Genomic DNA, 7,629 nt, shown 5'->3' on the forward strand with positions numbered 1-7,629 from the left:
GCCGCCGCCGGCCCGGCCCGGGCGCCAAGCCGCGGCGGCGGCCGGGCCCGGACAGGCTGTCTCCGGATGCGCTCTCATGCGACCATGCGCGGATGAGTGAGGAACGCATCATCGCCGCCGACGCCACCCGCGAGGACGACGCCGTCGAGGCCTCGATCCGCCCCAAGCGGCTGGACGAGTATCTCGGCCAGGCGCCGGTGCGCGAGCAGATGAAGATCTACATCGAGGCCGCCAGGGGCCGCGGCGAGGCGCTCGACCACGTGCTGATCTTCGGGCCTCCGGGGCTGGGCAAGACCACCCTCAGTCACGTGATCGCCAACGAACTGGGGGTCAACCTGCGGGTGACCTCGGGCCCGGTGATCGAGAAGGCCGGCGACCTGGCCGCGCTGCTGACCAACCTGCAGCCGCACGACGTGCTGTTCGTCGACGAGATCCATCGCCTGTCGCCGGTGGTCGAGGAAGTGCTGTACCCGGCGATGGAGGACTTCCAGATCGACATCATGATCGGCGAGGGCCCGGCCGCGCGTTCGATCAAGCTCGACCTGCCGCCGTTCACCCTGATCGGGGCGACCACCCGCGCCGGCCTGCTGACCGCGCCGCTGCGCGATCGCTTCGGCATCGTCCAGCGGCTGGAGTTCTACAACGCCGAGGAGCTGACGAGGATCGTGCGGCGATCGGCGCAGATCCTCGGTATCGACTGCGCCGCCGAGGGCGCCGCCGAGATCGCCAACCGTTCGCGCGGCACTCCGCGCATCGCCAACCGCCTGCTGCGGCGGGTACGCGACTACGCCCAGGTCCGTGCCGGCGGTTCGATCACCCGCGAGGTCGCCGACGCCGCCACCGCGATGCTGAAGGTCGACGCGCAGGGCTTCGACGAGCTCGACCGGCGCCTGCTGCTGACCATCATCGAGAACTTCGACGGCGGTCCGGTCGGGGTCGAGTCGCTGGCCGCGGCGCTCAGCGAGGAGCGCGGCACGCTGGAGGACGTGATCGAGCCCTACCTGATCCAGCAGGGCTTCCTGGTGCGCACCGCGCGCGGCCGCATGGCGACGGCGCGGGCCTACCGGCATGTCGGGCTGAAGCCGCGCGGCGACCGCCAGGACCTGTTCGAGGCCGGCGGATGACCGTGTTCCCCGTTCCGGCTTTCTTCTCCCGTGCTTAAAGCAATGTTCAGCCATCCTGTCAGGGTTTACTGGGAAGATACCGACGCCGGGGGCGTGGTCTACCACGCCCAGTACGTGGCGTTCCTGGAACGCGCACGGACCGAATGGATGCGGGCGCACGGTCACGGCCAGGAACGCCTGCGCAGCGAGCACGACCTGGTGTTCGCGGTGCGGGCGATGGCGGTGGACTTCCTGCGGCCGGCGCGGCTGGACGATGCGCTGCAGGTGTCGGCGGGGCTGGCCCAGTGCCGCCGCGCCAGCCTGGTGTTCGCACAGGAGGTGCGCCGCGACGGCGAGTTGCTGCTGACCGCGCAGGTGCGCGTCGCGGCGCTGGAGGCGGGCAGTTTCCGCCCGCGGCCGATCCCCGGGCCGCTGTACGGGCTGCTGAAGGCGCTGGAACTGGCGCCGGAGGCGGACACAACCGGTGCGTGACCCCACGCGCCGACCCCACAACGACTGATAGCAAGCCCTGCGGGGCGCGGAGAAACCAAGCATGACCCCATTGCCGAGCGCGCTGTTGGCCACCGTCGTGGAGCCGCTGCCCGAAGAGGCGGTCGATGCCGCCGGTCAGGTCGCCTCGCAGGCCGCCGCTGCGACCGGAGGCGATCTCAACATCCTGCAGCTGATCCTGCACGCCAGCCTGCCGGTGCAGGCGGTGATGCTGCTGCTGGTGTTCGCCTCGATCGCGTCGTGGATCATCATCTTCCGCAAGAAGCGGGTGCTCGACCGCGCCGAGCGCGAGGCCGACCAGTTCGAGGAGCGGTTCTGGTCCGGCGCCGAGCTGAGCAAGCTGTACTCCGGCACCACCGAGCGCCATCGCGACATCGCCGGCCTGGAGGCGATCTTCGAGGCCGGCTTCCGCGAGTTCGGCCGCCAGCGCCAGCGCCGCGGCATCGACAGCAAGACCCAGCTGGAAGGCGCCCAGCGCGGCATGCGGGTGGCGGCCTCGCGCGAGCTGGACGGGCTGGAGCACAACCTGGAGTTCCTCGCCAACGTCGGTTCGATCTCGCCGTACATCGGCCTGTTCGGCACCGTGTGGGGGATCATGATTTCCTTCCACGGCCTGGCCAACATGAAGGAAGCGACGATCGCCACGGTCGCGCCGGGCATCTCCGAGGCGCTGGTCGCCACCGCGATGGGCCTGTTCGCGGCGATCCCGGCGGTCTGGGCCTACAACCGCTTCGCGACCAAGGTCGAGCGCATCGGCGGCCGTTACGACGCCTTCGCCGACGAGTTCTCCTCGATCCTCGAACGTCAGTCCCAGGACTGACCCCAAAGGCGGCATCGAGCCGTTCCGCTTCCCGAATACGAGAGGATCCCCATGTCCGGCATCGCCGCGCGCCGCAGGCGCAAGCGCAAACTCAAGGCCGAGATCAACGTCGTCCCCTACATCGACGTGATGCTGGTGCTGCTGATCATCTTCATGGTCACCGCGCCGCTGCTCAACCTGGGCGTCGACATCGAGCTGCCCAAGTCCAACGCCAAGTCGATGCAGGAGAAGAAGGACCCGATCGTGGTCAGCGTCGACATCGACGGCAATTACTTCCTGACCGTGGAGGCCGGCAGCAACGAGGCGCTGACCGCGGCCGAGCTGCAGGCCAAGATGGCCGCCATCGTCGGCCAGAATCCCAGCGTGCCGGTGTTCGTCGCCGGTGACGGCAAGGCCAATTACCAGAAGGTCATGGACGCGATGGTCCTGCTGCAGGAAGCGGGGGTCGAGCGCGTCGGCCTGATGAGCCAGCCGCAGGATCGCCGCTGATGCGCGAAACGCGCGCCGACACCACGCTGGCCGTCGTTCTGGCGATCGGACTGCACCTGCTGTTGCTGGTGCTGTTGCTGCTGGGCGTGTTCTGGCAGCGCAACAACCCGCAGGTGCAGGCGATGGGCTCGCCGATCTCGGCCGAACTGGTCGATGCCAACGCGCTGTCGCAGGCGATGCAGCGCACCCTGAGCGATCGCCCCGAGCCGGCCCCGCCGGAGGTCGAGCCGCCGCCGCCGGCCGAGGAGGAGACCGCGCCGCCACCGCAGCCGTTGCCGACACCGCTGGTCGAGGACGCGCCGACCCCGCCGCAGCCGGACGCGCAGGAGTTCATCCCCGAGCCGGACGCCGTCGACCAGGACGAGGTCACCGACCAGCCGACCCCGACCCCGACCGACGAGACCCAGGTCCAGGAGGCCAAGCAGCGCCAGGACCAGATCGACCTGACCGAGCGCAAGCGCCAGGAGGAGGCCGAGCGCAAGCGCCGCCTCGCCGAGCAGGCCGAGGCCGAGCGCCAGGCCAAGCTGGCCGAGATCCGCCGCCAGCGCGAGGCGCTCCAGCGCGAGGCGCGGCTGGCCGAGCAGAAACTCAAGCAGATCGCCGATGCCCAGGCGCGTACCGCCTCCGACACCGCCGCCGCCGCGGCGCCGGCCGGCCAGGGCGGCCAGGACACCGATCTGCTGGCCCGCTACCAGGCCGCGCTGACCCAGGCGATCCTGGCCAAGTGGACCCGTCCGGAGACCGTGCCGCTGGGCGCGCGCTGCCGGCTGGTGATCCGCCAGCTGCCCGGTGGCGAGGTGATGAGCGCCGAGGTGTCATCGCCGTGCGCCTACGATGAGCAGGGCCGCCGGTCGATCGAGGCGGCGGTGCTGAAGGCCCAGCCGTTGCCGTTCGCCGGCTTCGAGCCGGTGTTCCAGCGCACCCTGATCCTGAACTTCGAGGCCCGCGACCGCTGACAGGCCGCTCTCCAGCCCATTCAGCTTTGAGCCAGCGTTCACGTCGAAGCTGTTAACACTCCACGTTCAATTCCGGGAATACCGATGAAACGACTCCTGAGCCGGGCCCATCCAGCACGCGTCCTGCCCATGCTCGCGGTGCTGCTGGCACTGCTGCCGTTCGCCGCCTCCGCCCAGCAGGGCCTGGAGCTGGACATCGTCGGCGGCAATGCGGCGGCACTGCCGGTGGCGGTGGTGCCGATGCCGTACCAGGGCAGCGCCGCCGCGCCGGAGACCGATGTCGCCGCGGTGATCGCCGCCGATCTCAACCGTTCCGGCCAGTTCCGCAGTCTCGCCGCCGACCGGGTGATCGAACGCCCGACCCGCGGCAGCGAGGTCAACTATCCGACCTGGCGCGCGCTCAACCAGGACTATCTGGTGGTCGGCCGGGTGGTCGACGGCAGCGGCGGCAGCTACCGGATCGAGTACGAGCTGTTCGACGTCGCCAGCCAGGAGCGGCTGCTCGGCTTCGCGATGACCGCGCGTCCGGCGGCGATGCGCGATGCCGCCCACCAGATCGCCGACGCGATCTACGAGAAGGTCCTGGGCGTGCGCGGCGCGTTCTTCACCCGCATCGCCTATGTGACCGCGACCGGCACCGGCCGCAGCACCAAGTACGCGCTGGTGGTCGCCGATTCGGATGGCTACAACCCGCAGACGGTGGTGAACTCCTCCGAACCGCTGCTGTCGCTGTCGTGGAGCCCGGACGGCAACCGCCTGGCCTATGTCAGCTTCGAGGGCGGCAATTCCTCGATCTACATCCAGAACATCGGCAGCGGCGGCCGCGAGCTGGTCGCCAAGTTCCGCGGCATCAACGGTGCCCCGGCGTTCTCGCCGGACGGCAACCGGCTGGCCCTGACCCTGTCCAAGTCCGGCAACCCGGAGATCTATGTGATGGACCTGGGCAGCCGCGCGCTGACCCAGCTGACCAACCACTTCAGCATCGACACCGAGCCGACCTGGAGCGCCGACGGCAGCACCGTCTATTTCACCTCCGACCGTGGCGGCCGCCCGCAGATCTACCAGGTCGCGGCGACCGGCGGCAGCGCCAGCCGGGTCACCTTCCAGGGCAATTACAACGCCAGCGCCGACGTCTCCTTCGACGGCAAGAAGATGGTCACCGCCCAGGGCAGCGGCAACACCTACCGGATCGCGATGATGGACAGCAGCCTCGGCTCGCCGCGCTGGAGCACGCTGTCGCCGGGTTCGCTGGATGAGTCGCCGAGCTTTGCCCCCAATGGCGCGATGATCATTTATGCTGCGCGCGAGGGCCGCAGGGGGGTGCTGTACGCCGTCTCAGCCGATGCCCGGGTGCGCCAGCGCCTGGTGTTGGCCGACGGTGACGTCCGTGAACCGGCCTGGGGGCCGTACCGACTGAAACGTTGAAGCCAATGTGCTTTCCCCGACGTGCACGGGGTCCGATGCATGAACTGAAGGAAACAACCGCCAGGTCGGTACGACCCGGTCCAAGAGACCAGAGCCAACCCGTTCAAGAACGCAGTCCCATTCCGCGAATCAATCTGTCCCACGCAACGACGAGGAACAACCATGAACAGCATCACCCCGGCCACCATCGGCAAGACCGTTCTCGCCGCCGTCCTGTGCACGGCCGCCGTGGCCTGCTCCAAGAAGGTCAAGGAAGTGCCGCCGACCGACACCACCCCGACCACGCCGGTGCAGCCGACCCAGCCGGTCGCTTCCGGCGCCTACGGTCCTGAAGACCTGGACACCGACGCCTGCCTGCGCCAGCGCGTGGTCTACTTCGACTTCGACCAGGATTCGCTGCGTCCGGAGTTCCAGGCCATCGTCGCCTGCCACGCCAAGTACCTGCGTGACCGTCCGACCTCGCGCATGACCCTGGAAGGCAACGCCGACGAGCGCGGCAGCCGCGACTACAACGTCGGCCTCGGCGAGCGCCGCGGCAACGCGGTGTCCTCGGCGATCCAGGCCAACGGTGGCTCGGGCAGCCAGCAGACCGTGGTCAGCTACGGCGAGGAGCGTCCGGTCTGCACCGAGTCCAACGAGGACTGCTGGGCCCGCAACCGCCGCGTCGAGATCGTCTACACCGCCAAGTAAGGCGGCAGGATGTCGATGATGTCGATGCGTCACCTGCTCGCAACGTCGATGCTCGCGGCGGCCCTCGTGGCCGCCGCACCGGCGTCGGCGCAGCGCATGAGCCTGGCCGACCGGGTCGCGCAGCTGGAACAGCGCGCCGCCGACAACCAGGCCAACGTCGATCTGCTCAACCAGGTCAACCAGCTCAAGACCGAGGTGCAGGCGCTGCGCTCGCAGGTCGAGGAGCTGAACCACCAGTTGAAGCAGCAGCAGGACAGCGGCAAGGCCCAGTACCTGGACCTGGATGGACGCCTGAACCGCCTGGAAGGCGGGCAGGGCGCTCCGGTCGCGCCGGCGGACAGCGGCGACACCCCGGCACCGTCGCCTTCGGCGGCGGTCCGGGACACGCCGCCCTCGGTCTATGGCGATCCCGGCACCCTGGCCCAGGGCGCCGACGAGCGCAGCGCCTACGCCGCCGCGTTCGATGCCCTGAAGACCGGCGAGTACGCGCAGTCGGCCAACCTGTTCCAGGCCTTCCTGCAGCAGTATCCGAACGGCGCCTATGCGCCGAACGCGCTGTACTGGCTCGGCGAGAGCTACTACGTCACCGGCAACTATCCGTTGGCGATGGGCCAGTTCCAGGCCCTGCTGGAGCGCTTTCCGACCCACGACAAGGCCCCCGGCGCCCTGCTCAAGCTGGGGTTGTCGCAGTACGGCATGGAGCGGGTCGACGAGGCCGAGCGCACCCTGTCGAGCGTGACCGAGCGCTATCCGGGCACCGATGCGGCACGCACCGCGGCCGACCGCCTCAGCGCGATCCAGCTGAACCGTCTGCGCTGAACACCGTGCCCGGCGCGCCCCGGGCGGCGGTGTCCGCTAGAATTTCCCGATGAGTACCGTGACCGCCGATGCGGCCGCCGCGTCGCCGGACCGGTTGCGCATCACCGAAATATTCCTGTCCCTGCAGGGCGAGTCGCGCAGCATCGGCTGGCCGACCGTGTTCGTGCGCCTGACCGGCTGCCCGCTGCGCTGCCAGTACTGCGACACCGCCTACGCCTTCCATGGCGGCGAATGGCGGACGATCGACGCGATCCTCGACGAGGTCGCCGGCCACGGCGCCCGCCACGTCTGCGTGACCGGCGGCGAGCCGCTGGCGCAGAAGCGCTGCATCGGCCTGTTGGAGCGGCTGTGCGACGCCGGTTACGAAGTGTCGCTGGAGACCTCCGGCGCGCTGGACATCGGCGCGGTCGACCCGCGCGTGTCGCGGGTGCTCGACATCAAGACCCCCGGTTCGGCCGAGGTCGGGCGCAACCTGTGGTCGAACCTGGCCCTGCTGACCGCCCACGACCAGGTCAAGTTCGTGATCTGCTCGCGCGAGGACTACGACTGGGCGCGCGGCATCGTCGCCGAGCACGACCTGAGTGCCCGTTGCGACGTGCTGTTCTCGCCGAGCTTCAGCCAGGTCGATGCCAGTGCGCTGGCCGACTGGATCGTCGCCGACCGTCTGCCGGTGCGCTTCCAGCTGCAACTGCACAAGCTGCTCTGGAACGACGAGCCGGGCCGCTAGCTGTGATCTTTCAGTAGGTTGTTCATCCGGGGCGATCCCGGAATTCTGTAGGTGCGACCCAAACAGCACCCCAGGAGCCCCGGATGAACC

The 7,629-nt window shown here is 69.3% G+C and carries 9 protein-coding genes; all 9 read left to right on the forward strand.

Going from position 1 to position 7,629, the window contains the following annotated elements:
- Positions 1 to 92 precede the first annotated feature (92 nt).
- The 9 genes from ruvB (at position 93) to queE (ending at position 7,539) form a co-directional block, all read left to right on the forward strand.
- Positions 93 to 1,124, forward strand: coding sequence for a Holliday junction branch migration DNA helicase RuvB (ruvB, locus tag FKV24_RS06540; protein WP_111267248.1), 1,032 nt, complete (start codon positions 93 to 95; stop codon positions 1,122 to 1,124).
- 42 nt (positions 1,125 to 1,166) lie between these two features.
- Entirely contained in the window at positions 1,167 to 1,595 is a 429-nt protein-coding gene (ybgC, locus tag FKV24_RS06545) for a tol-pal system-associated acyl-CoA thioesterase (RefSeq protein WP_111267247.1), read from the forward strand.
- A gap of 61 nt (positions 1,596 to 1,656) precedes the next feature.
- Positions 1,657 to 2,433, forward strand: coding sequence for a protein TolQ (gene tolQ, locus FKV24_RS06550; protein ID WP_111267246.1), 777 nt, complete (start codon positions 1,657 to 1,659; stop codon positions 2,431 to 2,433).
- Between the two features lie 51 nt (positions 2,434 to 2,484).
- Positions 2,485 to 2,922 carry a protein TolR gene (gene tolR / locus FKV24_RS06555; RefSeq protein WP_141481810.1) on the forward strand — a complete coding sequence of 146 codons (438 nt, stop codon included), beginning with the start codon at positions 2,485 to 2,487 and terminating at the stop codon, positions 2,920 to 2,922.
- Positions 2,922 to 3,878 (forward strand): cell envelope integrity protein TolA, encoded by a 957-nt coding sequence (gene tolA / locus FKV24_RS06560; RefSeq protein WP_141481811.1) that lies wholly within the window; start codon positions 2,922 to 2,924, stop codon positions 3,876 to 3,878. Before tolR ends, tolA begins: the two co-directional genes overlap by 1 nt.
- A gap of 84 nt (positions 3,879 to 3,962) precedes the next feature.
- Entirely contained in the window at positions 3,963 to 5,303 is a 1,341-nt protein-coding gene (gene tolB, locus FKV24_RS06565; RefSeq protein ID WP_407067482.1) for a Tol-Pal system beta propeller repeat protein TolB, read from the forward strand.
- A 162-nt stretch (positions 5,304 to 5,465) separates the two neighbouring features.
- The gene (gene pal, locus FKV24_RS06570) at positions 5,466 to 5,993 is read left to right on the forward strand and encodes a peptidoglycan-associated lipoprotein Pal (protein ID WP_111267242.1); all 528 of its coding nucleotides are present in this window, start codon (positions 5,466 to 5,468) and stop codon (positions 5,991 to 5,993) included.
- A gap of 24 nt (positions 5,994 to 6,017) precedes the next feature.
- Positions 6,018 to 6,812, forward strand: a complete 795-nt coding sequence (gene ybgF, locus FKV24_RS06575; protein ID WP_141481812.1) for a tol-pal system protein YbgF — start codon at positions 6,018 to 6,020, stop codon at positions 6,810 to 6,812.
- Between the two features lie 49 nt (positions 6,813 to 6,861).
- Positions 6,862 to 7,539 (forward strand): 7-carboxy-7-deazaguanine synthase QueE, encoded by a 678-nt coding sequence (queE, locus tag FKV24_RS06580; RefSeq protein ID WP_111267241.1) that lies wholly within the window; start codon positions 6,862 to 6,864, stop codon positions 7,537 to 7,539.
- Positions 7,540 to 7,629 lie beyond the last annotated feature (90 nt).

Source organism: Marilutibacter maris (genome assembly GCF_006546735.2).
GTDB classification, from domain to species: domain Bacteria; phylum Pseudomonadota; class Gammaproteobacteria; order Xanthomonadales; family Xanthomonadaceae; genus Marilutibacter; species Marilutibacter maris.

What these genes read in the sequence shown, in the direction of transcription:
- ruvB (WP_111267248.1), top strand. Translation starts at nt 93, where the DNA reads ATGAGTGAGGAACGCATCATCGCCGCCGACGCCACCCGCGAGGACGAC.
- ybgC (WP_111267247.1), top strand. Translation starts at nt 1,167, where the DNA reads ATGTTCAGCCATCCTGTCAGGGTTTACTGGGAAGATACCGACGCCGGG.
- tolQ (WP_111267246.1), top strand. Translation starts at nt 1,657, where the DNA reads ATGACCCCATTGCCGAGCGCGCTGTTGGCCACCGTCGTGGAGCCGCTG.
- tolR (WP_141481810.1), top strand. Translation starts at nt 2,485, where the DNA reads ATGTCCGGCATCGCCGCGCGCCGCAGGCGCAAGCGCAAACTCAAGGCC.
- tolA (WP_141481811.1), top strand. Translation starts at nt 2,922, where the DNA reads ATGCGCGAAACGCGCGCCGACACCACGCTGGCCGTCGTTCTGGCGATC.
- tolB (WP_407067482.1), top strand. Translation starts at nt 3,963, where the DNA reads ATGAAACGACTCCTGAGCCGGGCCCATCCAGCACGCGTCCTGCCCATG.
- pal (WP_111267242.1), top strand. Translation starts at nt 5,466, where the DNA reads ATGAACAGCATCACCCCGGCCACCATCGGCAAGACCGTTCTCGCCGCC.
- ybgF (WP_141481812.1), top strand. Translation starts at nt 6,018, where the DNA reads ATGCGTCACCTGCTCGCAACGTCGATGCTCGCGGCGGCCCTCGTGGCC.
- queE (WP_111267241.1), top strand. Translation starts at nt 6,862, where the DNA reads ATGAGTACCGTGACCGCCGATGCGGCCGCCGCGTCGCCGGACCGGTTG.